Source organism: Spirillospora sp. CA-142024 (genome assembly GCF_050942325.1).
Lineage (GTDB): Bacteria > Actinomycetota > Actinomycetes > Streptosporangiales > Streptosporangiaceae > Spirillospora.
Window position 1 is genome coordinate 5,580,673 of sequence record NZ_CP192077.1, and the last position, 22,568, is coordinate 5,603,240.

A 22,568-nucleotide genomic window follows, 5' to 3' on the forward strand; every position below is an offset into this window, starting at 1 on the left:
GTCGGACGGCCGGATGCGCGCGGCCGGACGCGCGGCCGGACGCGCGGCCGGATCTTCCCCGTCCTGGAACTCATTTCACGCTCCATGTTCGAAATTTCGAACAGAGTCCGAAATCCCCCGTGTTTGAGGACGCTAGACGGAGGCGCGCCGAGCGTCAACGCCCCATCTTGCTAAGCTCCGTTCGACATTTCGCATCTGATTCGACCGACGATTTCGTTCGGGACACCGTCCGGAGATCCGCGGATCGCCGGTCCAGGGCGAAGGCGCTACCGGGGGAAGGTGAATCGATGGCTCGCGCGGTCCCCGCGGTCAGCCGGGCGCTGGACATCCTGGAGCTCTTTCTCGACCGGCCGGCCCTGTCCGCACCGGACATCACCGAGCGGCTCGGGCTGCCCCGCACCACCGTGCACGAACTGCTCACGACGCTCGTCGACCGCTCATACCTGGTCCCGGCCGGCGGCACGCCCACGCGGTACCGCCTGGGCATGCGCACGTTCCAGCTGGGCAGCGCGTTCGCCGAGCGGCTCGACCTCGCGCAGGAGGCGCAGGTCGTCGCGCAGAAGGTGGCGGCGGACTGCGACGAGACCGTCCATGTCGCGGTGCTCGACGGCACCCACGTGGTCTACATCGCCAAGGTGGACAGCACCCACCCGGTGCGCATGGTGTCCGCAGTCGGCCGACGGCTGCCGGCCCATTGCACCGGGGTCGGCAAGATGCTGCTGTCCGGGCTCTCCCCGGAGGCGCTGGACGCGCTCTTCCCGCGCGACCGCGAGCTGCCGGGCATGACGCCGAACAGCATCACCTCGCCGTCACGGCTGCGCGCCCACCTCGCCGAGGTACGGGAGCACGAGCTCGCCTACGACCACTGCGAGTCGAACGAATCCGTGCATTGCGTCACGGCGCCCATCTACGACCACGGCGGCGGCATGATCGCGGCGATGAGCATCTCGGTCCCCACGATGCGATGGGACGACGAGCGGAAGCGGGAATGGAGCGAGCTGGTACGCAAGGGCGCCGCCGCCCTGTCGCAGCGGCTCGGCCATCGCCCCGGCCCTGTGAGTTCGGCGAGCTGAACGGCGGTCGCGCGACGACGAACCAGCCGCCGGGAAATGCCCGCCGGCTGGTCTCGGTCGCGCTTCGGTTCAGGCGGTCTTGGGGGTCGCTCGCATGCCCACGTAGCAGACCTCGCTGCCGTCGGCGAGGGTCGAGAAGACGACCGGCATGTAGTCCTCGCTGAAGGAGGGGCCGGCGCCTGAGGCGGCGAAGACCTTGTCGGTGACGGGCTCCAGGTCCATCTCCAAGGGCGGCGACATGTCCTTCATGTCGCCGACGAACTCGTACCGCATGTGGGGCGAGCCGTCGTCCTTCCGGGAGACGGTGATGACGACGCCTTCGCGCTTGTACGTGCCGAGCAGCGGCGCGAGGTCCACGGCGGGGGCCGGGTCCGCCGGGGCGAACGGGGCGGGCATGGTGACGCCGGCGAGTTCGGCGAGCAGGTCGCGGAACAGGTCGGCGTACAGCAGGCGGGCCGCGCCGCCGTTGGTCATGAGGGCCACGGCGACGTTCGCCTGCGGGACGACGCGCAGGTAGGCGTACTGGCCGATGGCGGCGCCGTCGTGGCCGTAGCCGGCGATGCCGTCCCAGTCGTAGAGCGTCCAGCCAAGGCCCCAGCCGTCGGCGCTGACCGTCCACTTGTCGGGGACGTCCACCTCGCGGTGCTGCATGGCGGCGACGGCGTCTGCGGACAGGACGCGGGCGCCGTCGGGGGCGAGGCCGCCGTCGAGGTGCAGGCGGGCGAAGCGGGCCATGTCGCCGGCGGACACGATGACCCGGGCGGCCGGGCCGACGGAGCGCGGCATCAGGTCCCAGGACGGGGCCGGGTGGGGGTCGGCGCCGGGCTCGCCGAGGTGGCTCATGGCGACGCGGAAGCGCAGCGCCTCTTCGGGCAGCGTCACCGAGCGCTCCAGGCCGAGCGGGGCGAAGAGGAGTTCCTTGAGGGCCTGGTCCCAGGTCAGTCCGGTCACTTTCTCGATGAGGCGGCCGAGGACGATGTAGCCGAGCCCGCCGTAGGAGATCGCGGTGCCGGGCGGGCAGTCCAGGGCCACCCGGCGGGCGGCCTCGACGTACCTGGCCAGGCAGTCGTCGCCCCGGCCGCCGTCGAAGTTGAAGTCGTTGGTCACGCCGCCGGTGTGGGAGAGCAGCTGGCGGACGGTGATCGTCCTCGTGGCCTCCGGGTCGGGGGTGGCGAACTCCGGCAGGGTGTCCACGACCGGCGCGTCCAGGTCCAGCTTTCCCTCGTCCACCAGGCGCATGATCAGGGTGGCGGTGTAGACCTTCGCGATCGAGCCGGACAGGAACACCGAGTCGGGCGTCACCTCGACGCCGGTGCCTCGGTGCAGCACTCCGCTCGCCAGCTCGTGCACCTGCCCGTCGATCACCACGGCCAGGCTCGCGCCGGGGACGTGGTGGGCGGCGCGCAGCTCGTCGAAGCACCGCTGCCAGCGGGCGAGGTCGAAGCGCCTGCCGGCGGAGTCGCGGACGCCCCACTCGCCCTGGACCTTCCAGTCGCCGTCGGCGTTCCAGTTCATCGTCTCGTTCATCGTGCTTCCTTTCGGCAGAAGAGTGAGGTCAGAAGGGTGAGAGGTCAGGAGAGGGCGGGCTCGGGCGCGGCTTCGGGCGCGGCTTCGGGCGCCGCCTCGGGACGGGGTGCCGGGGCGGGCTTCTCCCGCAGGACGATCAGGGCCAGGACGGCCGCCGCGAGCACTCCGGCCGCGCTGACCGCGAAGGCGGAGGACATGGCGGTGGTGAAGGCGTCGCGGGCGGCGCCGGCGAGGGCGGTGTCGCCGGTGCGTCCGGCCACCGCGAGCGCGTCGCCGACGGAACGGGCGGCCCGGCCGGGGGCCGAGCCGGACATCGTCCCGGTGAAGCCGCTGGAGACGATGCTTCCCAGGACGGCCACGCCGAGGGCCGCGCCGGCCTGCTGGACGGTGTCGTTCAGGGCGGAGCCGACGCCGGCGTGCTCGCCGGGGATGGTGCCCATGAGGGCGGAGACGGCCGCGGGCATGGCCAGGCCGCCGCCGGCGCCGAGCAGGAACAGGCCGATGGCCGGCTGGACGAACCCGCCCTCGGCCGACAGGGCGGCCAGGACGCCGAACCCGGCGGCCATGCCGGTCAGGCCGGCGGCGATCAGCGCCCGGTGGCCGATGCCGGAGAGGACGGTGGCACCGAGGGTGTTGAAGGCCACCGAGGCGACCGCCAGCGGGATGAACGCCAGCCCGGCCTGGGTGGGCGTGAACCCGAGGACGTACTGCATGTACTGGGTGAGGACGAGCAGCAGCCCGCCGTTGCCGATCTGCACGAGGGTCAGGGAGAGGCTGCCGCCGCTGAAGGCACGGTGGCGGAACAGGCCGAGCGGCACCATCGGGTGCGGGGTGTACAGCTCCCAGGCGACGAACCCGCCCAGCGCGAGAACCGTGACCGTGAGCGCGGGCCAGGAGAGGCCGTGCGGCAACTCGATGATCGTCCAGATCAGGGCGGTCATGCCGGCCATGGACAGCACCGCGCCCAGCGGGTCGGGCCTGCTCGCGGGCCCCTTGGACTCGGGCATCAGGAGCAGCGCCGCGGCGATGGCGAGGACGGCGACCGGCACGTTGATCAGGAAGACCGCGCCCCAGTGGAGGTGGGCGATCAGCGCGCCGCCCAGCACCGGCCCGCCGACCAGGCCGAGCATGGCGACCGCGCTCCAGCAGGCCATGGCGCGGCGCCGTTCGGCGGCGTCGAAGACGGTGATCAGGATCGACAGCGTGCTCGGCATCACGAGCGCGCCGCCGACGCCCATCACCGCCCGGGCGGCGATCAGCTGGGCCGGGTCGGCGGCGCAGGCGGCGGCGAGCGAGGCCGCTCCGAACAGGCCGAGGCCGATGACGAGGACGCGGCGGCGGCCGAACCGGTCCGACAGGCCGCCCGCGGTCAGCAGCAGACCGGCGAAGACCAGGATGTAGGAGTCGAGGATCCACTGCGTGTCCTGGGGGCTCGCGCCCAGGTCGGCGGCCAGCGGCGGGATGGCCACGGCCAGCGCCATGTTGTCGATGACCAGCACCATCGCGCTCAGGCACAGCACGATCAGGATCAGCCAGCGGCGGGGGCTGCGCGTCTGCATCGGGGACCTCTCACATTGGGGGCGAACGCTGTACTCGTGATGCGAACACTGTACGCATCACGGAACGCTGTACGCAAGTGCGAACGTCGAACGCTAGGATGGGGGCATGTCAGCCGCCAAGCCGCCCATCCCCTCGGTGTGGGCACGCCCCCGCACGAAGAAGGAACAGCCGGCCCTGAGCCGCGAGCGCATCGTCGCCGAGGCCATCCGGTTCCTGGACGAGGAGGGCCTGGAAGCGCTCAGCATGCGCAGCCTGGCCGTCCGGCTGGGCACCGCGGCCACCTCGCTCTACCGGCACGTGGCCAACAAGGACGAGCTGATCGAACTGATCGTGGACGAGCTGTACGGCGAGCTCCGCGTGCCCGCCCCGGCAGGCGCGGCGGACTGGCGGGAGCCACTCGCAGGCTGCGCCCAGAGCCTGCGCGCCATGATCATCCGCCACCCCTGGGTCGCGGCGGTGCTGGGTCAGGTCGGCCTCGCCGAACTGGGGCCCAACCTGATCGACCAGTCGGAGCGCATGCTCGCCCTCTTCCACGCCGCCGGGCTCCCTCCCGGCGAGGCCGAGCAGGCCATGAACGGCCTGCTCGCGTACGTGATCGGGATGAGCATCAGCGAGGCGGCGTACCTGTCCATGCTCGCCCGCAGCGGCCGGACCGAGCAGGAGTGGGCCGAAAGCCTGCGTCCCGCCGCCGAGCAGGCCCTCGACGATCACCCACGGCTGCGGGAGGAGTTCGCCACGCGGCGGGACGACGATCCCGCCCGGCTGCGCGACGTCAACTTCGCCTACGGGCTCGACCGCTTCCTCGACGGCCTCCAGGCCAGGCTCGCCCCGTCCTGAGGCCGTCCGGGCCTCAGCGGCTCAGCGCGGTCTCCCGCTCCACACGCGACAGTTTCTCGGGATTGCGGACGAAGTAGAGTCCGCTGACGAGGCCGTCCTCGACCCGCATCGCCACGATGCCGTCGATCTCCCCGTCGAGCCGCAGGATGAGCCCCGGGCAGCCGTTGACCTGCACAGGCTCGACCGTCACCTCGACTTCGAGCCTCTTGAAACCGAGGGTCATCAGGCGGGCCACCTTGCCGGCCCCCACGATGGGCCGCAGGATGGCCTGCTTGCGTCCGCCGCCGTCGCTCAGGAGGACGACGTCCGGCGCGAGGATGTCGAACAGGTCCTGCAGATCGCCGGTTTCGACCGCCCGCTGGAACGCCTGGAGCGCGGCCCGGGTGTCGGCCGGTGAGATGACGTCGCGTGGCCGGCGCGCGGCGACGTGCGAGCGGGCCCGGTGCGCGATCTGGCGGACCGCGGGCGCGCTCTTGCCGACGGCCTCGGCGATCTCGTCGTAGGCCAGGTCGAACACCTCGCGCAGCACGAACACCGCCCGCTCGGTCGGCGTGAGCGTCTCCAGCACCAGCAGCATCGCCATCGAGACGCTGTCGGCCAGCTCCACGTCCTCGGCCACATCAGGCGAGGTCAGCAGCGGTTCGGGCAGCCAAGGGCCGACATAGGACTCCTTGCGCCGGTGGAGCGTGCGCAGCCGGTCCAGTGCCTGCCGTGTGGCGATCCGCACCAGGTAGGCGCGCTGATCCCGCACAGTCGCGAGATCGACGCCCGCCCACCGCAGCCAGGTCTCCTGCAGGACGTCTTCGGCGTCCGCGGCCGAGCCGAGCATCTCGTAGGCGACGGTGAACAGAAGGTTGCGGTGCGCGACGAAGGCCTCCGTGGCGGAATCCATGCGTTCCCCCCGAGCGAGCGGCTCGGCGCTGCTCGTTGCCGGCTCGCTGCGCTCGCTCATAGACGACTCCTGCCAGTTCGAATTCGACTCTGCCACACGCACAAGACGCCGGCGCCCGCCGCTTTGTGACACCCGCTTTCGGTGGCGTACGCCACATGACGGCGCCGTCACAAGGATCGGGCCGCCGCCGTCTCGTGTTCGTCAGGACGCCGCGCGAACGATCCGCGGCACGCAACACCGTGAGTGAGGACTAGGCATGGCAACTACGAAGGGGCAGGCCGCGGCGGCCGGTTCGCGCCGCTGGGCCGCCCTGCTCTTCATCGGGCTGGCCCAGATCATGATCGTTCTGGACGCCACCGTCGTGAACATCGCGTTGCCGTCGCTGCAGCGGGACCTGGGGATCTCCGACGGCGACCGGCAGTGGATCATCACCGCGTACACGCTGGCGTTCGGCAGCCTGCTGCTGCTCGGCGGCCGGATCGCCGACTACACCGGCCGCAAGCGGACCTTCCTGATCGCGCTGATCGGCTTCGCCGGAGCGTCGGCGCTGGGCGGTGCGGCGGGCGACTTCGAGATGCTGCTGATCGCCCGTGCCCTGCAGGGCGCGTTCGGCGCCTTGCTCGGGCCGTCCACGCTGTCGCTGCTGACCGTGACGTTCACCGAGCCGAAGGACCGCGCCAAGGCGTTCGGGGTCTGGGGCGCCATCGCCGGCGCGGGCGGCGCGATCGGGCTGCTGGCCGGCGGGGCGCTCACCGACTACCTGGACTGGCGCTGGTGCCTGTACGTCAACATCCCGATCGCGGCGATCGCGGCGATCGGCGGGTCCGCGGTGCTGACCGAGTCGCGGCGCGAGGGCGGGGCCCGGTTCGACATCCCCGGTGTGCTGCTGGTCACCGGCGGGCTGGTCGCGGTCGTGTACGCCACCAGCCGGGCCGAGTCCGACGGCTGGGGTTCGGCGACGGTCGTCGGCCTGTTCGCCGCCGGCGCGGCGCTGCTCGGCGCGTTCGCCCTCGTCGAGAGCCGGGTGGCGCAGCCGCTGCTGCCGCTGCGCGTGATCGCCGACCGGACCCGCGGCGGCGCCTACCTGGCCGTGGGGCTGGCCGTCATCGGAATGTTCGGCGCGTTCCTCTTCATGACCTACTACATGCAGATCGTCAAGGGGTACTCGCCGGTCAGGACGGGCGTCGCCTTCCTTCCGATGGCCACGGCGGTCCTGGTGTCGGCCGGCGGCCTCACCACCCGGCTGCTGCCCAGGGTCCAGCCGCGGATGCTGATCGTTCCCGGCATGCTCATCGGCTCCGCCGCGATGCTGTGGATGCTCACCCTGGAAGCCGGCACCTCCTACGCACGCGGCGTGCTGGTCGTGCAGCTCCTGTTCGGCCTCGGGGCCGGCATGATCATGCCGGTGGCCATCAACTACGCCACCCACGGCGTCGACCAGGGCGACTCCGGCGTGGCGTCGGCGAGCGTCAACACCGCGCAGCAGATCGGCGGCTCGATCGGCACCGCGCTGCTCAACACCATCGCCACCAGCGCGACCGCGGACTACCTCGCCTCGCACGCCTCGCACGGCATGGACCCGGCCCTCGCCAAGCAGGCGGTCGTGGAGGGCTTCTCGACGGCCAGCGCCTGGGCCGCTGGGATCATCCTGGTCGGCGCGCTGATCGTCGCCGTCGTGATGAACACCCCGCGCCCCGAACACCAGGCCGTCGCCGAGGACGCCGAACCCGCGGGGGCGGCCGAGAGCGCCGAACCGCTGCCCGCACACCCCTGACCCCCCGGCATGGCCCATCCGGCGTGGTCAAGGGATCTCTCCACGAGAGGTTCCTTGACCACGCCGCTTTGGCCTCCGATGAGTTTCGCGCGCTCGCCTGGTCTCCATGGGTTGCAAGGTGCCGCACCGGCACGCAGCCGAGACCCAGGTTCGGAGAGATGCCGACATGACCTCCAAGCCACTACCTCACGTCGTCGACGAGCAGAGCTGGCGGAAGCAGCTCGACGAGCTGCGCGCGCGTGAGAAGGCCGCCACGAGGGAGCTCGACGCCATCGCCGCCCAGCGCCGGCGGCTGCCCATGGTGCGGCTGCCCGACTACACCCTCCAGGGACCGGACGGCCCCGTCCGGCTCGTCGACGTCTTCGACGGAAAGAACCAGCTGATCGTCTACCACCACATGTGGACCCCCGGAGAGGAGTGGCAGTGCCCGGGCTGTACCGGGTTCACCTCCCAGTTCTGGAAACTGGAGTTCCTCGACGAATACGACGCCCGCTTCGTCATCGTCACCCAAGGGGCGATCGATGAGGCCCTGGCCTACAAGCGGCGGGTCGGCAACGCGATGGACTGGTACTCGACCGCCGGCAGCTCCTTCGGCAGCGACATGGACGCGCCGCCAGGGGGCGGCTTCGCGGTCAACGTCTTCCTCCGCGACGGTGACACCGTCTACCGCACCTGGCACACCAACGGGCGCGGCACCGAGCAGCTGAGCCACACGTTCCCGCTGATCGACCTGCTCCCCTACGGCCGCCAGGAAGAGTGGCAGGACGTCCCCGAGGGCTGGCCGCAGGCGCCCACCTACAGCCACTGGTGGCCCTCCGAGCGCTACGCGCGCTACAGCGAGGGAGCGCAGTAGGCCCGCAATGGCGCCGGGCCTTGCGTTCAAGTCGGCTTGAACTCCTACGGTCGGCTCGTCGTGGTGGCGAGCCGACCGAAGGGATCAAGGGTGGACACGACGAGCGGGCGGGCCGGGGGCGCACTGGCGTTGGTCCCGGTGTTCTCGGGGACGTTCATGGCGCTGCTCGACCTGACGATCGTGAACGTGGCGGCGCCGAGCATCCAGGCCGACCTTCACACCGATCTGGCCGGGCTGCAGTGGATGGTGGACGGCTTCGCGCTGGCACTGGCGTCGCTGATGCTGTCGGGTGGATCACTGGGAGACCGGTACGGGCGTAAGCGGGGGTTCCTTTCCGGTCTGGGGCTTCGTGGTCGCCTCGGTGCTGTGCGCCCTGGCACCGACGCTCGCGATCCTGGTCACGGCCCGGTGCCTGCAGGGCGCCGCGGCGGCGGTCATCGTCCCCGGCGCGCTGTCGCTGATCGGGCAGGCCGTACCCGACCCGCGGGCCCGAGCCCGGGTCATGGGCTACTGGGGCATGGCGGGCGCCCTGGCCGTCATCGCCGGGCCGCTGCTCGGCGGGCTGCTGGTGGACACGCTCGGATGGCCGAGCATTTTCCTGGTGAACGTGCCGGTGGGTCTGGCCGCCATCGCGACCGGCCTGCGCGCGATTCGCGAAAGCGCCGATCCGCAGCATGCGGCGCTGGACCCGCCGGGCAGTCGCTGGTGATCGGTGCTCTGGGCGCGTTGTCGTACGGAGTGATCGAGGCCGGGAGCCATGGCTGGGGGTCGTGGATCACGATCGGTGCCCTGGCCGCCGCCGCGCTGGCCGCCGCCCTGCTGCCGGCCGTGGAGCGCCGGGTCGCGCGGCCGCGGTGCTGGAGCTCGTGCCGCGGGAACGGACGGGCATCGCCGCCGCCACCGTCAGCACCGCCCGCCAGGTCGGTACGGCGCTGGCAGCCGCCCGCCGGATCGTGGTTGGGGCACTCCAGCAGATGGTCCAGGTAGGCGCGGGCGGTACCCAGCCGTTGGACCTGAGCATCGATGGCCCGCACCCGTCCCCGCACGATGGCCCGCCAGTCCTGGCCGTCACCGCCGACCCGCGAGCACCGAGCCGATCCCGAACCGCCGCCACCTCGCCGATCGGAAGAAGCCCGTCATCCATGAACCCATTTGACTTCAGGTCGGCTTGAGCTGACAACTCGGCGCATGGAAGGGGCGGCCGATTCCGGCCTTCATGGTTTCGCGTTCGGCCCTCTTGCCGGGCTTAGGATGCGTCCCGATCATGTCGATCATGGTGCGGCAGAACGGAGACCCCGGATGCGAAATGCACGACGATTCGGCCTGTTCGCGGCCGTGATGGCGGTCATGGTCTTCTGGGGCGGCACGCAGGCGGGTGCGGCCGAGCCGCCTCACAACGTCCACTGGCTTTACACGCTGAGCGGTAGTGGCGCCGTCTTCTTCGACGCCGATCTGGCGGGGTATCCCTCGTACGAGAAGATCACCGTGTGCGACAACACCACCGACCAGCGTGGAATCGTGGCCTACCTGGAGGGAACGGACCCGAACGGCGACGAGCCCACCGACCCCGCCGGTTACGTCTTCAAAGACCCGTCCAACGACGGGCAGTGCCATTCATGGGCCACCAACTACTTCGCCGACGGGTATCGCGTGTTCGTCGAAGTCTGCGAGTACCACGGCGACATCTGGGAGAGGTGCGCCTACGCCCACGGTGTGGCGTAAGGCCTATTCAGCGGCACTGAAAACGGGGCGGAGCTTCTCTCCGAGAGTGCGGCCGACCAGTGGTTTCAGGATAATCGTGTCACCGGAGTCCACGACGACACTGGGGCAGTCGCCGTCCTCATTGGTCGTGCCCGGCACACTGAGCGTGGCCACCTTCTTCCCGGTTCGGGCCTCCCGCACGATCACCTCGTAACGGGATTCATAGAACGGGTATTTCTTGCTCTTCTTCAGGTTGCTGAAATAGCAGCTCACCGTGCCGGACCGGCGTACGGGCTGACCGTCGTACACACAGGCGACGAGCTGCCAGCCATCCGGAATTCGCCCACTGGGTATCTGCATGTCGTCGGGGATCGTGGACAGGTCCTTGCTGTCCATCGCGTCCTCCGGCTCACCGGGATCCAGCTGGACCTCGATCGGGTGGATGTAGTGCGGCCCCGTCCCGGTGTACGGGTCGCTGGACGGCCGCCACGGCTTCGGGTCCTTCTTCCGGCAGGCGGCCTCGTCGACGTCCACGTTCGGGGTCCACGTCGGGCGCGGAGCCGACGTCGCCGGCCCCGGCGGCGAGGCGGCTTGGGTCGGCCGTGTATCCGCTGCTTCGCCGGAGCATGCCGCCGACGCCCACAACATCGCCACTACGGCCGCCGCCAGACCGCTTTTCGGACGACGACCGCGAACCGGCTGAGGAATCATCTTCGTCCTGAGGGGGAGACCGCTACCTACGCCGAACTGTATCGACGTCCGGTGGCGGCCGGGGCCGGGTGACAATGCAGTGGTGACCGAAAATCGGGGGGAGGACGCCCCGGCCGGGCCGTTCGCCGGCCGGACGGCGTGGGCGCGCAGCCTGCAGACACCGCTGCGGGAGTTCCTGCGCACCGAGACGGGCGGCGCCGTGGTCCTGCTCACCGCGACGCTCGCCGCGCTGGCCTGGGCGAACGTGGACGCGTCCGGCTACGAAAGGGCATGGGGGACGCAGCTGTCGATCCGCCTCGGCGGCGCCGGCATCACACAGGATCTGCGCCACTGGGTCAACGGCGGCCTGATGACGATCTTCTTCTTCGTGGTCGGGCTGGAGGCGCGCCGCGAGTTCGACATGGGGGAACTGCGCGACCGGCGCCGCCTGGCGCTGCCGCTCGCCGCCGGGCTGGGCGGGATGGTGGTGCCGGTGGCGATCTACCTGGCCGCGAACGCGGGCCGGCCGTCCCAGCACGGCTGGGGCATCGCGATGTCGACCGACACCGCTTTCGCGCTGGGCGTGCTGGCGCTGGTCGGGCGGAGCTTCCCGGCGCGGCTGCGCGCCTACCTGCTCACGGCCACCGTGGTCGACGACGTCGTCGCGCTCGCGGTCATCGGGATCTTCTACAGCGAGGACGTCTCGGTGCCGCCGCTGCTGCTGACGATCGCGATCTTCGCGTTGACGATGATCGTCCGTGCCCTCGACGTGCGGCAGACGGCGGTGTACGTGGTGCTGGGGTTGGCCGCGTGGGCGGCGATGCAGTCCTCGGGCGTCGAACCGGTGGTCGTCGGCCTGGCCATGGGGCTGCTGACCTACGCGCACCCGGCGGCGCGGACCGATCTGGAACGCGCCACGGAGGTCTTCCGGCTGTTCCGGGAGCAGCCGACGCCGGAGTTCGCCCGGTCGGCGCAGACCGAGGTCGCCGCGGCGATCTCACCGAACGAACGGCTTCAGCTGCTGATCCACCCGTGGACGAGCTATGTGATCGTGCCGCTGTTCGCGCTGGCCAACGCCGGCATCACGATCAGTGCCGGCTCTCTCGGCCGCGCGTTCACCTCGCCGGTCACGCTCGGCATCCTGATCGGCTACGTCGCCGGGAAGCCGGTGGGCATCCTCGGTTTCTCGTGGCTCGTCCGGCGGCTCAGCCGGGGCCGGCTGCGTCCGCCGGTCGGGTGGGCCGCCGTCGGGGGCGGCGGCGCCATCGCCGGCATCGGATTCACCGTGGCGCTGCTGATCGCGACGCTGTCGTTCAGCGGTGAGCGGCTGGAGGACGCGAAGATCGGCGTGCTGTCGGCGGCGCTGTGCGCCACGGCCGTCACCTGGGTGGTCGTCCGCGCCACCGCGCTGCTGCCGCCGCGGCGCCGGCTGCGGGCGCTGCTGGGGACCGCGGAGAGCATCGTCGACCTGGCCGCGCCGGTCGATCCGGACCGCGACCACGTCCGAGGGCCCGCCGGCGCGCCGGTCACCGTCGTGGAGTACGGCGACTTCGAATGCCCGTACTGCGGGCAGGCCGAGCCCGTGATCCGGGAGCTGCTCGCCGGGCACGGGGACGTCCGGTACGTGTGGCGGCATCTGCCGCTCAACGACATCCACCCCCGGGCGCAGCTCGCGGCGGAGGCGGCCGAGGCCGCCGCCGCACAGGGCGCGTTCTGGGACATGCACGATGTGCTGCTCGAACACCAGGACGCGTTGCGCCCGCGCGACCTCGTCGGCTACGCCGAGGACCTCGGTCTCGACCTCGACCGGTTCCGGGCCGACATGCGCCGGCACATCGGCGCGGGGCGGATCGCCGAGGACGTCGACTCGGCCGACCTGAGCGGCGTCTCCGGCACCCCGACCTTCTTCGTCAACGGACGCCGCCACCTCGGCGCCTACGACATCGCCACCCTCTCCGCCGCCGTCCGTGGCGCCCGGAAGCGCGCCGCTGTCCGCGGCTGACGGCCGCGCCGCGTTCCGTCCCCGGTGTCCTACTGGCCGTGGGGGGTGATGGCGCGGGCGTGGGTGCTCAGGACATGGCTGAAGAGGGCGGGGGCACGGGTGCCGCCGGCGGCGTCGGGGAGGACCTCGGGGGTCAGGGTCCACTCCGCGCCCACCCAGGAGTCGCCGATGCTGCCCTCGCTTGAGGGGAGGTCGTTGCAGGACTGCTGGACCCGCATGGCGCGCACGGAATCGCCGGTGGGGGTGTCGGTCTCCACCAGCAGCACCGGGACACCGACCAGCGGCCCGTCCTCGACCAGACGCAGGATCTGGTGCGCCTCCTCCCCGGCGAGGGCGGCGCCGGCGTCGAGGACGACCACCAGCCGAATCGGGGGGCCGGCGGACGACCGGTCGTCGTCGCCGCCGATCCGGCGCAGGTCCACCAGGTCGAGGAGGCGGCGGAGGCGCTCGGCGGCGGCCGGGCCGGTGGCCACCCCGCCGCCCAGCAGGCGGGCGCCGGTGGACGGATCGAACCCGTGCAGCCAGCCGGCGCCCGACAGGCCCGCCGCGTCGATCACCTCCAGGCCGGCGACCCCGGGCGGGACGGCGGCCAGGAACCGGGTGGCCAGCGACCAGGCGTAGGCGGCCGAGTCGCCCGGCATCGTGCCCCGCGAGACCCACACGGCGCGCCGCCAGGGCAGCCGCAGGATGAGCGGTACGCGCAGATCGGGCAGCTCGGCGGTGGACAGCCGGCCCAGCAGCATCCCCTCGGCCAGGTCGGTTCGGGGCTGCCAGGTCAGCCAGGCGGGCGCGTCGAAGGGCGCGGCCTCGGGGGTGATGTGCGGTTCCACGCGGGCCAGTTCCTCGCGCAGCTGGGCGGCGTCGGACCGCAGCCGCTGGTCGGCGGCCGTCATGAGCTGTTCGAAGCGTCCGCGCGGCTGCCGGCCGGCGATCTCCTCGTTGCGGAGGGTCAGCGCGTGCTCGGTCGAGGACAGGAACGCGGCCAGCGAGCGGCTGGCGTCCTCCCAGACGAGCCAGCAGCGCTCGACGTAGCCGACCTCCGAGGCAGGCGGCGGTGACGGCGGGACGTGCTCCCGGGGCGCTGCACCGACCGCGGGGGCGACCGGCGGGGCGGGCATTCCGGGCGCCGGACCGGCCGGATCGGCCCGGTCTCCCGCGTCGTCCACCTCGATGCCGTGCGCCTCGACCAGCTCGGCCAGCCCGCCGGGGTAGCCCTGGCCGACCGCGCGGACCTTCCACCGGCCGTCCCGGCGGTAGATCTCCAGCCCGATGATCGCCTTCTCCGGGCCCAGGCCCGCGACGGTGAACTCGGCCACGAGTTCGCCGCCCGCGGTGAGTCGGAGCTCCGGTGGCGGCACCGTCCCGAAGGTCGTCGCGCCGGTCAGGCTGACCGCGATCAGTACCGCCGCCGCGCCCGCGGGGACCGCGTCGAGGTCGAGTTCGACGCGCTGGCCTCCCCCGGCGTCGGCCCAGCGCACCCCCGGCGCCTCGGGCGCGTTGAAGAACACCAGGTCGGCGTCGGAGCGCACCCGCAGGTCGGTGCCCACGAGCAGGGCGCTGACGTCCACGGGGACGGCGCAGGACGCGGTGGCGGTCACCCGCCGGGCGGGCAGCGGCGCGTTGGCGCCGCGCGTGAGTGCGGTCATGGGCGGTCAGGCGAGACCGGTGATCGTCGGCAGCATGTCCTGGAAGGTGCGGCCGTGGCACGGCTCCCCGATCGCGTTCATCTTCCAGGAGCCGCCGTGCCGGTAGATCCGGGCCATCACCATGGCGGTGTGGGCGCCGCCGCCGGTCAGCGTGTACCGGGCCAGCTCACCGCCGTCCATCTCGTTGACCAGTCGGCAAAAGGCGTTCTCGACCTCGTTGAAGGTCTGCCCGTTGAAGGAGCTGACGGTGAACACCAGCGAGGTGACGTGCACCGGCAGCCGGCCGAGGTCGACGATCACCGACTCGTCGTCGCCGTCGCCCGCCCCGGTCAGGTTGTCGCCGGTGTGCCGGACGGAGCCGTCGTCGCTGACCAGCTTGCCGAAGTACACCACGTCGGCGATGCTGCCGTCGGCGAAGAGCACGCAGGACGCGTCGAGGTCGATCTCCCGCTCCCGGGAGCCGAAGAAGCCCTTCTTCTTGACCGCGTCCCAGCCGAGCCCCATGCGGACCATGCTCAGCCCGCCGCCGGGCTTCTCCAGCGAGATCCGCTGACCCTTCACCATCGAGACGGTCACTGCCGTCGCCTCCTCGCTGTCCCCTGTGCCGCGCGGACGCGCCGGCCTGAAGGCACCCCCGTCACCCGGAGGCGAACACGGTGCCCGCAAAGCCTTTCAGCCGATCCGCCTTGTTGTCACCCGATTCCCGGCGCGGACTCGGGCGCCGCGGGACGGCGGACGCCGCGCACGAGGGAGGCCCAGGCCGGATGTGGCCTGGGCCTCGGATGGGTGTGGGGTCAGCCGATTTCGGCGCCGAAGACTTCGAGGGCCTCGGTCACCGGCTGGAAGAACGTGACGCCGCCGGTCTGGCAGTCGCCCGAGCCGCCGGAGGTTAGCCCCAGGGCGGCGCCGTCGGCGAAGAGCGGGCCTCCGCTGTCGCCCGGCTCCGCGCAGACCGTGGTCTGGATCATGCCGCTGACGCTGCCCTCGGCGAAGTTCACCGTGGCGTTGGTGGCGGTGACGGTGCCGTCGTGGACGCCCGTGGTACTGCCGCTGCGCAGGACCTCCTGGCCGACGACGGCCTCACCGGCCTCGGTGATCTCCTGCGCCTGGCCGTTGTAGAGGTTGACCGCGCTCTGGCCCGCTTCGCCCTCGCTCTGGACGAGCGCGAAGTCGTTGCCGGGGAAGTCGCTCTCCACGGTGGTGCCGACGGCCTCGGCGCCCTGCTGGTCGGCGGTCCAGTTCTGGACCTCGTTGCCGCAGTGCCCGGCGGTGAGGAAGAAGTCCTGCTGGCCGCGCTTGACGTTGAAGCCGAGCGAGCAGCGCGCGCCCCCGCCGAAGATCGCGTCGCCGCCGAGCGCGAACGTGCGGAGCTTGCCGGGGATGCGGACCATCCGGATCGCCGTGCCCATCTGCCGGGCGGTGCGCTGGACGGCCGCCATGCGCCTGCCGGTGACCGTGTCGTCCGTCCACACCGTGACCTTGGACGTGGCTGGGTCGACGGCCCATCCGGTGCCGGGTATGTCCGACACGGACCGGCGGAGCGCGGTGGTGACCTCCGCCAGGTCCGCCGGGCTCCGCCGGCTCATCTTGGGGACGGCGCCCGCGGCGCGCACAGCGGCGGCGTCCGTGGCGTTGGTGACGGTGACGACGGGACGTCCAGCGGAGTCCACGTAGCCGCCGGTCGTGCGGGGGCCGAGCCGGCCGGCGATCCTGGCGGCCGTGGCGGCGGCCTGCCCGGTTCGCCGGCCGGCGGCCTGCCCGGCGCCCTGTCCCGTCCCCTGGCGTCCGGCCTGGGCGTCGCCGGCGAGTTTCGCCTCCTTGCCGCCCGGCCGTCCCTCGGCGTGCACGACGTACAGCGAGCCAGCCAGGAGCCCGGCGGATCCGGCGGCGACCGCGGTCGTCGTGACCGCGGTCCGCAGCCGACTGTTCCTCACGCTCTTCCGGCGCGTCATGAACCCTCCCGGTTCCGGGTGTCGATCTACGCGTGGGGGTACGCGCCCCGGCGGGAGTGAGTTCAAAGTCTCCGGCGGCCGCCGCCGGACCAGGGCGGACGGCCCCGGCCCGGCGGCGTCACCTCAGCCGGACAACGGGACGGCCCCGCTCGCCGTCCCGCCCTTCGCGGCCTCGAAGGCCATGGCGACGGTTCCGGTGGCGCCCGGCACGGTCACGGTGGTGACGCCGGCATGGCCGATCTCGACCTGCTTCGTGCCGAGGAGCTTGCCGTCCCACACGTGGACGTGGGCGGTGCCGGGCCCGGTCGCCAGCAGCCTGACGGTGGTCGAGCCGCCGGAGACCTTCGGCTCCCCGGTGATCCGCGCCGTGTCCGTGCGCGGCGCGGCCGGGCCGGCGGCGAGCGGGATTCCGGTCCGCACCGCCTGGAGGATGGACTCCGGCGAGTTCACCGACCGCGTCGCGTCCGTCGGCATGGCCGGCGCCGGAGGCGTGGTCGGCATGCCGGACGGCGGGGTGTGCCCGGGCAGGGACACGAGGCCCCACCGGTACGGGTCGCCCTGCACGCCGCCCCAGGTCGACCAGCCGATCCGGGTCTGGCCGGTCTTGTCCTGGGTGTCGGAGTCGTACACGAACAGGTTCAGGCCCATCCGCTCCGGGTCCACCGCGGTGGGCAGCGCCTTGAACGGGATCTCCGCCTCGATCACATAGCCGTCGTACGGCTCGGCGACCGACGAGGCGACCCGCATGCCGGGCGCGGTCTCCTCCCCCGGGCCCTGGCGGGCGTCCGCGTCACGCTCGAAGCACGGCTTCCCGTCCGACATCTTGGGGAAGATGCCGGTCTTGAACGTGGTGGAGGTGTTCTCGGAGTCGCCGCGGGGGTCGATCGCGAGTTCCACCGAGTCGGTGCGCCAGTGCCGCTTGCAGTCGTCCGCCCCGAGCACGGTGCCCTGCTTGTCGTCGCGGACCTTGACCAGCACGTGGAGCGCGTCGTCGGTCCAGGTGACCTTGCCCGTCGCCGAGCAGTCGGCGGCGGACTCGCAGGCCGAGCCCTCCCAGCGCCGGGACAGGTTCAGTTCCGGCCCCGGGTACTCGCCGGGCGACTCCTTGCCGTCCACGGTCGGCGCGGTCGCCGCCTTCGGCAGGACGGCCGCCGGGACGAGTTCCAGGGCCCCCTTCTGCACATCGGAGCCCGTGGACGTGGTCGTGGTGATGGTCAGGTCGTAGTCTCCGCCCGCGCCGCCGTCGTTGGAGGTGGGCAGCGAGGCGTCGGTGTTGGTGACGGTGAACGTGGCCGAGCCGGTCGCCCCGGCGCCGAGCGTGTACGGCTTGGACGCGGCGTCGGCGGCGAAGCCCTCCGGAAGATCGAGCTTGACGGTGCCCGACTGCGCGGACGCGGTCGTGTTGGCCAGGTCCACGCGCACCTTGCGGGACTTGCCGGACGCCAGCGTGAGCACCCGCTTCACCTGCCCGGTCAGCGCCGGGACGCCGGTCTTGCCGGCCCAGGAGTCGAAGTCCGCCACGCGCGGCAGCGGTTCCAGCACCCCGGTGACGGCCGGCCGGACTTCCACGGATGTGGCCGTCTGTCCCTTGGCCGTGCCGCTGGTGAGGGTCGCCGCCAGCTGGACGCGGCCGGTCTTCGCCCCGGCCGGCGGCGTGACCGTGAACGTCGCGGTGCGTTCGGTCGAGCCGACCGTCCCCAGGTCACCGGGACCTGTCACGTTCCAGCCGGACGGCACCGCCAGCGATGCCTTGGCCGCCGTCAGCCGTTTCGGGGAACTCGCGTGCGCGGTCACCTTGAAGGGGCGTCCGGCTGTCACGCCGAACGAGTCCGTCGTCAATGAGAACCGGGTGCCGAGCGGGAGGCCGCCCTTGCCCGGCAGCACCGCGCCCTCCAGCATCGCCGCCGGGCCGGTGTCCCCCAGCGTGAACGGGACCCGGCTGTGGATCTGCATGTAGTAGTCGCAGCCGATCTGGGCCGGGTCGGACGGGACGTCCGGGAATCCGCCCCAGCCCTGGCTGACGTACGTCCGCTGCGCCTCGCGCTCGACCTGCGCCCACGTCCTGCCGCCGTTGCGGGCGGACGCACGACCGCCCCACACGCCGTAGGTGGTCGAGGCCGGGTCGGCCGGGGTGCCCTTCGCGGCGCAGGCGGACCCCGTGGGCCCGGACGCCCCGCCGGTCTGGAACAGCCGTCCAGGAGCCCACGTGCTCAGCCCCTCCTTGCCGAGCTGGGCGGGGAAGGCGGCAGGGTCGGACGCGGCGAAGTAGGCCTCGGTCGCCAGCCGCGCCGCCTCCTGGTGGTTGCCGTGCTGGCCGGGCAGCGGCGCGGGCACCATGGTGACGATCACCTTCGGCCGGGTCTCGCGGACGAGCCGGACGACCTTCTCCAGCGTCTTCTCGTGATCCCAGGTGGCGGCGGTGAGCGGGGTGCTCACCGTATAGTAGAAGTCGACCTTGTCCAGGTAGTGGATGTCGGTGACGCCCGCCTTGCCGACGGCGCGCCGCTCCTCGTTCTCCCGGAGCAGCCCGAGCGCCGGGCCCTCCTCGGTTCCGGCGGCGTTGCCGCCGCCCTCGCCGCGGGTGACGGTGAGGACGCCGACCTTCGCCTTGTCGAACTCGTTCCACTGGCCGAGCGTGGACAGGGCGCCGGCCTCGTCGTCGGGGTGGGCGCCGACGAACAGCACGTCGAGCCGGCCGTCGGCGGAATCCGTGGACGCGGCGCCGCCGGGCCCGGCCGCCTCCACGGGCGGGCTCGCGAAGGCGATCGCCGAGGCGGCGAGCACCGTGGACAGGACTGCGGGTAGGGCGAGTCTTCGCATGAACTCTCCTGTTCTTTCCCTACTCCTTGACGGCCCCCGAGAGCATTCCTGCGATGAACTGGCGCTGCAGGAAGACATAGACGATCACGATGGGCGCGGCGATGATCAGCGCGCCCGCCATGAGCAGCGAATAGTCGGTCTTGTGGGTGCCCTGGAAGAAGGACAGCCCGAGCGGCGCGGTGCGCAGCCCCTCGTCCGAGTTGATGATCACCAGGGGGAGCAGGAACTCGTTCCAGGTCCACATGGTGGTCAGCAGCAGCATGGTGAGGATGGCCGGGCGGCCGACCGGCACCAGCACCCGCCACAGCGTGGTCCAGCTGGACGCGCCGTCGATGCGGGCCGCCTCCAGCAGGGACCGCGGGACGCTGCGGAAGTAGGCGCGCATCCAGAACGTCCCGAACGCCACCGACATCGCCACCTGCGGGAGGATGAGCCCCGCGTAGGTGTTGTCGAGCCCCGCCGATCTCAGGTCGAAGTAGAGCGGGACGACGATGGCCTCCGTCGGGATGGTCAGCCCGGCGAGGAACAGCAGGAACACCGCGCCGGAACCGCGGAACCGCATGGTGCCGAGCGCGTACCCGGCCGTGATCGACAGCACCGCGGCCACGACCACGGTGATGACCGTGACGATGACGCTGTTGCGCATGTAGGTGGCGAAATGGCCTTCCCGCCATGCCGTCCCGAACGCGGCGAAGTCGAGGTCGGGCAGCCGCAGCGCCTGCGCCACGATCCCGATCATGGGGAACACGGCGATCACCGCGAAGACGGCCAGGATCGCGTGGTTGACGAACCGTTCCGTCCGCCCGGTCATGCGCCCTTCCCTTCCACGAGCCGCCGGATCCCGGCCGTGACGGCGAACGCCAGCACCGCCAGCGTGACGCCGATCGCGCATCCGAGCCCGACCTCGCCGGTGTTGAACGTGCGGTTGTAGACCTCGTAGGCGGGCACCTTCGTCGCGTCGCCCGGCCCGCCCGAGGTGGCCATGTAGATGAGGTCGAAGTTGCGGATCGCGATGATGGTCGTCAGCGTGAGCGCCACCGCCAGCTCGCGGCGCAGCCCGGGCAGGGTGACCGCGAGGAACTCGCGCACGGCGCCCGCGCCGTCGATCCTGGCGGCCTCGTACAGCTCGCGCGGTATCTTCTGCACCCCGGCGAGGAACAGCACCATCGCGAGCCCGATCCCGACCCAGGTCCCGACGACCCCCACCGCGGGCAGCGCGAAGGTGAAGTCGCCGAACCAGCCGTGCCGCCAGTCGGGCAGGCCGAGCGCGTGCAGCCAGCCGAGGACGGTGTTGACCGGTCCGTCGGTGGAGTACACCCACCGCCACGCCACGGCCACGGCGACCATCGCGACGACCTGGGGCAGGAACAGCACCGTCCGGAAGAACGTGAGGCCGCGGATCCTCGTCCGCGACATCGCGCCGACCAGCACGAACGCGATGCAGCACGGCAGGACGGAGTAGAACACGACGAGGACGAGCAGGTGCCCGAACGCGCCCCGCAGCGCGGGGTCCGACCAGATGGCGGTGTAGTTGGAGAACCCCGCCCACGTCGCCGGGCCCAGGCCGTCCCAGTGGTACAGGGAGAACTGCGCGCCCCGCACCAGCGGCCACAGCAGGAACGCCCCGTACACCAGAAGCGCGGGCAGGACGTACAGCCAGCCGACTCCCCGGGCCTCCCCGGGAGGCGCGGAGGCGCCGTCCCGGAGCGCCGCACGCGGGGCCGCCGCCTCACGCCTGGACTTCGGGGTCTTTCGCCGCGCGACGGTCGTCATGTGCGGGCTCCTTGTCCTGCGTCCGGCCCCGTCCGGCGCCCGGCCGCGCCGTGGACGTGGCGCGGCCGGGGCGGACGGACCCGATCCCTACTTCTTCTTCTGGAAGGCGGTGTAGTCGTCCTGCGCGGCCTTCATGACCTCGTCGGCCGGCTTCCGGCCGGCGATGAGCTCCTGCAGCGGGCCGCCGAACGCGTCGGCGAAGGTCGGCGTGGCGTAGTCGATGTACGGGGTGACGCCGTCGTTCTTGCTCAGCTCAGCCCAGGCCGCCGACACCTCCTTCAGCAGCGTCGCCGAGGGCTGCTTGGACGGCGCGGCGAGCACCGGCAGGTTGCCGGTCTCGACGGAGACGTCCATCGCCTCGGGCGAGGTGATGAAGTTGATGTAGGCCGCGGCGACGTCCGCGTGCTTGCTCTTGGCGGTGATCGACCAGGGCAGGCTCTCGCCGCCCATCGTCGCCGTCGGCGCCCCGGCCTGCGCGGCGGGAGGCAGCATGAAGCCGGCCTTGTCCTTCATCTTGTCGCTCAGCTCGGACGCCCACCAGGTGCCGCCGAACATGAACACGCCTTCGCCCTTGGCGAAGTTCACCGGAGTGTCGTCCCACTTGACGGAGTTGGAGTCCTTGGTGAAGTAGCCCTTCTTCGACCAGTCGGCGAGCTTCTGCGCCGCCTGGACGTTCGGGGCGTCCGTCCAGGCGCCGCCGCTGCCGAACACGAGCTTGCGGACGGACTCCTTGTCGGTCACGCCGTCCTGGAGGATGCCGTACAGCTGCATCGCGGGCAGCTTCTCCAGGTTGCCGAACGCGATCGGGACCTCGCCCTTGCTCTTCGCGGTGCCGAGCGCCTGGTCGAACTCCGCCCATGTCTTCGGCGGCTGGATGCCCAGCTTGGCGAGCTTCTCCTTGTTGTAGTAGAGCCCGACGATCTCACCGTTCAGGGAGACGCCGTACAGCTTGCCCGAGCCGATCAGTTTGCCGCCGTCGGTGACGCTGTTGAGGTCGAGCAGGCCCTTGGGGTAGCGCTTGCTCCATCCGTAGACCTTGTCGTAGGAGTCCAGCGGGAGGAGCATCCCTGCCTTGACGTACTGCGCCATGGACGCGTAGCCCTGGTTGGCCTCGACGACGTCGGGCGGGTTGCCGCCCGACAGGGCGAGCCGCAGCGTCGACTGCAGGTCGGTGAACGACCGCGACACCCGCTTGATCTTCACGTTGGGGTACTTGGCCTGGAACTGCGCGTTGAGCTTCTCGATCTGCTTCTTCTGGCCGCCCTGGACCTCCTGGTCCCAGACGGTGAGGGTCACGTTCCCGGCCTTGGCCACGTCGGTGTTCACCGCGGCGGGCGCCTTGCTCTCCGGCTCGTCGCCGGACGAACCGGGGGCGCAGGCGGCGGCGAGCACGGTCGCGAGGGCCGCGACCGCCGCGACCGCCCCTCGCCTCGTCAGTGTCGGCATTCCAGCGGCTCCCTTGTCTCTC

The 22,568-nt window shown here is 71.7% G+C and carries 18 protein-coding genes and 1 pseudogene; 7 read left to right on the plus strand and 12 right to left on the minus strand.

Annotation, left to right across the window (positions count from 1 at the left end; all coding sequences use genetic code 11):
* The first annotated feature begins 287 nt into the window (after positions 1–287).
* A complete protein-coding gene (locus ACQPZP_RS26765; protein WP_433472479.1) occupies positions 288–1,073 on the plus strand; it encodes an IclR family transcriptional regulator in 786 nt (261 codons plus the stop codon).
* Between the two features lie 69 nt (positions 1,074–1,142).
* Here the strand turns inward: ACQPZP_RS26765 and ACQPZP_RS26770 are convergent, their stop codons facing one another.
* Positions 1,143–2,600 carry a serine hydrolase domain-containing protein gene (locus ACQPZP_RS26770; protein ID WP_433472480.1) on the minus strand — a complete coding sequence of 486 codons (1,458 nt, stop codon included), beginning with the start codon at positions 2,598–2,600 and terminating at the stop codon, positions 1,143–1,145.
* 44 nt (positions 2,601–2,644) lie between these two features.
* Positions 2,645–4,159 (minus strand): MFS transporter, encoded by a 1,515-nt coding sequence (locus ACQPZP_RS26775; RefSeq protein WP_433472481.1) that lies wholly within the window; start codon positions 4,157–4,159, stop codon positions 2,645–2,647.
* Between the two features lie 106 nt (positions 4,160–4,265).
* Here ACQPZP_RS26775 and ACQPZP_RS26780 point away from each other — a divergent pair, with 106 nt between their 5' ends.
* Complete coding sequence (locus tag ACQPZP_RS26780; RefSeq protein ID WP_433472482.1) at positions 4,266–4,997, plus strand: TetR/AcrR family transcriptional regulator; 732 nt, start codon at positions 4,266–4,268, stop codon at positions 4,995–4,997.
* A 13-nt stretch (positions 4,998–5,010) separates the two neighbouring features.
* Here the strand turns inward: ACQPZP_RS26780 and ACQPZP_RS26785 are convergent, their stop codons facing one another.
* Positions 5,011–5,949: an RNA polymerase sigma-70 factor gene (locus ACQPZP_RS26785; protein WP_433472483.1), complete on the minus strand. Its 939-nt coding sequence runs from the start codon at positions 5,947–5,949 to the stop codon at positions 5,011–5,013.
* 196 nt (positions 5,950–6,145) lie between these two features.
* Here ACQPZP_RS26785 and ACQPZP_RS26790 point away from each other — a divergent pair, with 196 nt between their 5' ends.
* Positions 6,146–7,663, plus strand: a complete 1,518-nt coding sequence (locus ACQPZP_RS26790) for an MFS transporter (RefSeq protein WP_433472484.1) — start codon at positions 6,146–6,148, stop codon at positions 7,661–7,663.
* A gap of 166 nt (positions 7,664–7,829) precedes the next feature.
* Positions 7,830–8,516: a DUF899 domain-containing protein gene (locus ACQPZP_RS26795; protein ID WP_433472485.1), complete on the plus strand. Its 687-nt coding sequence runs from the start codon at positions 7,830–7,832 to the stop codon at positions 8,514–8,516.
* A 44-nt stretch (positions 8,517–8,560) separates the two neighbouring features.
* Here ACQPZP_RS26795 and ACQPZP_RS26800 read toward each other — a convergent pair whose 3' ends face one another.
* Entirely contained in the window at positions 8,561–8,719 is a 159-nt protein-coding gene (locus tag ACQPZP_RS26800; protein WP_433479779.1) for a hypothetical protein, read from the minus strand.
* Here ACQPZP_RS26800 and ACQPZP_RS26805 point away from each other — a divergent pair.
* Positions 8,673–9,225: pseudogene (locus ACQPZP_RS26805) on the plus strand (MFS transporter). The gene ACQPZP_RS26800 and the pseudogene ACQPZP_RS26805 overlap by 47 nt on opposite strands.
* A gap of 590 nt (positions 9,226–9,815) precedes the next feature.
* Positions 9,816–10,238, plus strand: a complete 423-nt coding sequence (locus ACQPZP_RS26810) for a hypothetical protein (protein WP_433472486.1) — start codon at positions 9,816–9,818, stop codon at positions 10,236–10,238.
* A gap of 3 nt (positions 10,239–10,241) precedes the next feature.
* Here the strand turns inward: ACQPZP_RS26810 and ACQPZP_RS26815 are convergent, their stop codons facing one another.
* Positions 10,242–10,751, minus strand: coding sequence for a hypothetical protein (locus ACQPZP_RS26815; RefSeq protein WP_433472487.1), 510 nt, complete (start codon positions 10,749–10,751; stop codon positions 10,242–10,244).
* 259 nt (positions 10,752–11,010) lie between these two features.
* Between ACQPZP_RS26815 and nhaA the strand changes: the two genes are divergently transcribed.
* On the plus strand, positions 11,011–12,909 hold the full coding sequence (nhaA, locus tag ACQPZP_RS26820) for a Na+/H+ antiporter NhaA (RefSeq protein ID WP_433472488.1): 1,899 nt from the start codon (positions 11,011–11,013) through the stop codon (positions 12,907–12,909).
* A gap of 29 nt (positions 12,910–12,938) precedes the next feature.
* Here the strand turns inward: nhaA and ACQPZP_RS26825 are convergent, their stop codons facing one another.
* From ACQPZP_RS26825 to ACQPZP_RS26855, 7 genes are all read right to left on the minus strand, one after another.
* Complete coding sequence (locus ACQPZP_RS26825) at positions 12,939–14,555, minus strand: TerD family protein (protein WP_433472489.1); 1,617 nt, start codon at positions 14,553–14,555, stop codon at positions 12,939–12,941.
* Between the two features lie 6 nt (positions 14,556–14,561).
* Positions 14,562–15,131 (minus strand): TerD family protein, encoded by a 570-nt coding sequence (locus ACQPZP_RS26830; RefSeq protein ID WP_433472490.1) that lies wholly within the window; start codon positions 15,129–15,131, stop codon positions 14,562–14,564.
* A gap of 218 nt (positions 15,132–15,349) precedes the next feature.
* A complete protein-coding gene (locus tag ACQPZP_RS26835; protein ID WP_433472491.1) occupies positions 15,350–16,507 on the minus strand; it encodes a S1 family peptidase in 1,158 nt (385 codons plus the stop codon).
* 123 nt (positions 16,508–16,630) lie between these two features.
* Positions 16,631–19,327, minus strand: coding sequence for a sugar-binding protein (locus ACQPZP_RS26840; RefSeq protein ID WP_433472492.1), 2,697 nt, complete (start codon positions 19,325–19,327; stop codon positions 16,631–16,633).
* Between the two features lie 19 nt (positions 19,328–19,346).
* Complete coding sequence (locus tag ACQPZP_RS26845) at positions 19,347–20,138, minus strand: carbohydrate ABC transporter permease (RefSeq protein ID WP_433472493.1); 792 nt, start codon at positions 20,136–20,138, stop codon at positions 19,347–19,349.
* On the minus strand, positions 20,135–21,100 hold the full coding sequence (locus ACQPZP_RS26850) for a carbohydrate ABC transporter permease (protein ID WP_433472494.1): 966 nt from the start codon (positions 21,098–21,100) through the stop codon (positions 20,135–20,137). The genes ACQPZP_RS26845 and ACQPZP_RS26850 overlap by 4 nt, the downstream gene beginning before the upstream one ends.
* Positions 21,101–21,187: 87 nt before the next feature.
* Positions 21,188–22,546, minus strand: a complete 1,359-nt coding sequence (locus ACQPZP_RS26855) for an extracellular solute-binding protein (protein WP_433472495.1) — start codon at positions 22,544–22,546, stop codon at positions 21,188–21,190.
* Positions 22,547–22,568: the final 22 nt, after the last annotated feature.

Excerpts from the sequence above, each read along its gene's own strand:
- ACQPZP_RS26790 (WP_433472484.1), top strand. The coding sequence starts at position 6,146 with ATGGCAACTACGAAGGGGCAGGCCGCGGCGGCCGGTTCGCGCCGCTGG.
- ACQPZP_RS26775 (WP_433472481.1), bottom strand. The coding sequence starts at position 4,159 with ATGCAGACGCGCAGCCCCCGCCGCTGGCTGATCCTGATCGTGCTGTGC.
- ACQPZP_RS26780 (WP_433472482.1), top strand. The coding sequence starts at position 4,266 with ATGTCAGCCGCCAAGCCGCCCATCCCCTCGGTGTGGGCACGCCCCCGC.
- ACQPZP_RS26835 (WP_433472491.1), bottom strand. The coding sequence starts at position 16,507 with ATGACGCGCCGGAAGAGCGTGAGGAACAGTCGGCTGCGGACCGCGGTC.
- ACQPZP_RS26850 (WP_433472494.1), bottom strand. The coding sequence starts at position 21,100 with ATGACGACCGTCGCGCGGCGAAAGACCCCGAAGTCCAGGCGTGAGGCG.
- ACQPZP_RS26845 (WP_433472493.1), bottom strand. The coding sequence starts at position 20,138 with ATGACCGGGCGGACGGAACGGTTCGTCAACCACGCGATCCTGGCCGTC.
- ACQPZP_RS26795 (WP_433472485.1), top strand. The coding sequence starts at position 7,830 with ATGACCTCCAAGCCACTACCTCACGTCGTCGACGAGCAGAGCTGGCGG.
- ACQPZP_RS26785 (WP_433472483.1), bottom strand. The coding sequence starts at position 5,949 with ATGAGCGAGCGCAGCGAGCCGGCAACGAGCAGCGCCGAGCCGCTCGCT.
- ACQPZP_RS26840 (WP_433472492.1), bottom strand. The coding sequence starts at position 19,327 with ATGCGAAGACTCGCCCTACCCGCAGTCCTGTCCACGGTGCTCGCCGCC.
- ACQPZP_RS26810 (WP_433472486.1), top strand. The coding sequence starts at position 9,816 with ATGCGAAATGCACGACGATTCGGCCTGTTCGCGGCCGTGATGGCGGTC.
- ACQPZP_RS26855 (WP_433472495.1), bottom strand. The coding sequence starts at position 22,546 with ATGCCGACACTGACGAGGCGAGGGGCGGTCGCGGCGGTCGCGGCCCTC.
- ACQPZP_RS26825 (WP_433472489.1), bottom strand. The coding sequence starts at position 14,555 with ATGACCGCACTCACGCGCGGCGCCAACGCGCCGCTGCCCGCCCGGCGG.
- ACQPZP_RS26800 (WP_433479779.1), bottom strand. The coding sequence starts at position 8,719 with ATGCTCGGCGCCGCCACGTTCACGATCGTCAGGTCGAGCAGCGCCATG.
- ACQPZP_RS26765 (WP_433472479.1), top strand. The coding sequence starts at position 288 with ATGGCTCGCGCGGTCCCCGCGGTCAGCCGGGCGCTGGACATCCTGGAG.
- ACQPZP_RS26770 (WP_433472480.1), bottom strand. The coding sequence starts at position 2,600 with ATGAACGAGACGATGAACTGGAACGCCGACGGCGACTGGAAGGTCCAG.